This window comes from Xanthobacter sp. BG11Y11_SDJG (assembly GCF_057364445.1).
On the sequence record NZ_JBNFNU010000557.1, the window covers coordinates 1 to 2,095 of the forward strand.

The following is a 2,095-nucleotide window of genomic DNA, read 5'->3' on the forward strand; positions in this document are numbered from 1 at the left end:
GGCCGCGCCGCCGGCCGCAGCGCGCCGCGAGGACGCCGTTCAAAACAGACCCAAAGAACAGAGCCTGGAGGCAACGGATGAAGACGCCGGCCATCCTTCGTACGGCGCGCTGCTCAGCGCCGCCGCGGCGCCGGCCTCGTGCCGCCGCTTGGGCCCAGTCCGCGCCCGCGGGCATCTCCGACGACGTGGTGAAGATCGGCGTGCTCGGCGACATGTCGGGGCTCTATTCCGACGTGTCGGGCACCGGCTCGGTGGAAGCCGCGAAGATGGCGGTGGAAGACTTCGGCGGCAAGGTGCTCGGCAAGCCGGTGGAGATCATCTTCGCCGACCACCAGAACAAGCCGGACATCGCCTCCTCCATCGCCCGGCGCTGGTACGACAACGAGAAGGTGGACGCCATCGCCGACGTGGTGGGCTCGGCCAGCTCGCTGGCCGTGACCTTCGTCGCCAATGAGCGCAAGCGCATCGCCCTGATCAGCAACGGCGCCACCGCCGAGCTGAACGGCGCCAAGTGCACGCCCTATTCGGTGCAGTGGCGCAGCGACACCTATGCCATGGCGCGCAGCACCGCCAAGGGCATCCTCTCCCAAGGCGGCAAGACCTGGTTCATCGTCGCGGCCGACTATGCGCTCGGCCACTCCTTCGCCAAGGACCTGACCGACGTCCTGAACGAGTCCGGCGGCAAGGTTGTCGGCAAGGTGTTCCATCCCGTGGGCACCCAGGACTTCTCGTCCTTCGTGCTCGCCGGGCAGACCTCGGGCGCCGATATCGTCGCCTTCGCCAATGCCGGCGGCGACATGGTGAACGCGGTCAAGTCAGCGTCCGACTTCGGCCTCACCGTGTCCGGCAAGCAGCGCATCACCGGCCTTTTGGTCTTCATCTCGGACGTGCACTCCATCGGTCTCGACAAGGTGCAGGGCCTGGTGCTCGAATCCGACTTCTACTGGGACATGGACGACCGCACCCGGGCCTTCGGCGAGCGCTTCTTCAAGCGCACCGGCCGCATGCCCACCATGACCCATGCGGCGAACTATTCGGTGGTGCTCAACTATCTGAAGGCGATCGAGAAGGCCGGCACCGACACGGCCGAGCCGGTGATGGCGACGCTGAAGAAGATGCCCATCGACGACGTGTTCGCCCGCAACGCTTATGTGCGCGAGGACGGGCTGCTGATCCACGACCTCTATCTCTTCCAGGTGAAGTCGCCCAAGGAGAGCAAGCGGCCGTGGGACTATTACAAGCAGCTCGCCACCATTCGCGGCGAGGATGCCTTCCGGCCGCTCTCCCAGAGCGCCTGCCCGCTGGTGAAGAAGAACTGAGGCGGGGGCCGAGCCCGCCCCCTCGCCACCGGACTGCACCGGCCGGGTCGCTCCGCGATCCGGCCGGTGCGCATTCCGGGCCGTCGCTTCAGGTCGGCGTAGCCCCAGGCGCGGTCGGGCCGAACACCTCCTCGAACGCCACCTTCAGCACCGCGTCCACCTCCGCCATGCTCACCGGCAGGCCGAGGTCGGCGAGGCTGGTGACGCCGTGCTCGCGCACGCCGCAGGGCACGATGCCGGAGAAGTGGGAGAGGTCCGGCTCCACGTTCAGCGAGATGCCGTGGAACGTCACCCAGCGGCGCACGCGGATGCCGATGGCGGCGATCTTGTCCTCGCCCGAGAAGCGCGGCACCCAGACGCCGACGCGGTCCTCGCGCCGCTCGCCGGTGACGTTGAAGGCGCCGAGCGTGGCGATGATCCACGCTTCCAGCGCGCTCACATAGCCCCGCACGTCCTGGTCCCGCCGCTTGAGGTCCAGCATCACATAGGCCACGCGCTGGCCCGGCCCGTGATAGGTGAACTGGCCGCCGCGCCCGGTCTGGAACACCGGGAAGCGGGCCTCCACGAGGTCCTTTGGCCGGGCGCTGGTGCCGGCGGTATAGAGCGGGGGATGCTCCAGCAGCCACACGCACTCGGCGGCCGTGCCGTCGGCGATGGCGGCGGCGCGCGCCTCCATGGCGGCGAGCGCCGCCTCGTAGGGGACGAGATGGTCGCTCACCACCCAGTCCACCGGCGGCGCGGACGGCCGCGCGCGGACGGAAGCCGGCGACGAGGCC

The 2,095-nt window shown here is 69.1% G+C and carries 2 protein-coding genes; one reads left to right on the forward strand and one right to left on the reverse strand.

Annotated elements, in window-relative coordinates; genetic code table 11:
• The first annotated feature begins 77 nt into the window (after nucleotides 1-77).
• Nucleotides 78-1,319 (forward strand): ABC transporter substrate-binding protein, encoded by a 1,242-nt coding sequence (locus AC2W7M_RS24340; protein WP_486135596.1) that lies wholly within the window; start codon nucleotides 78-80, stop codon nucleotides 1,317-1,319.
• A gap of 88 nt (nucleotides 1,320-1,407) precedes the next feature.
• Here the strand turns inward: AC2W7M_RS24340 and lipB are convergent, their stop codons facing one another.
• The gene (gene lipB, locus AC2W7M_RS24345; RefSeq protein ID WP_486135598.1) at nucleotides 1,408-2,049 is read right to left on the reverse strand and encodes a lipoyl(octanoyl) transferase LipB; all 642 of its coding nucleotides are present in this window, start codon (nucleotides 2,047-2,049) and stop codon (nucleotides 1,408-1,410) included.
• Between the last annotated feature and the right edge of the window lie 46 nt (nucleotides 2,050-2,095).

Bases quoted from the DNA above. Each gene is read 5' to 3' on its own strand.
- AC2W7M_RS24340 (WP_486135596.1), top strand. From the start codon at position 78: ATGAAGACGCCGGCCATCCTTCGTACGGCGCGCTGCTCAGCGCCGCCG.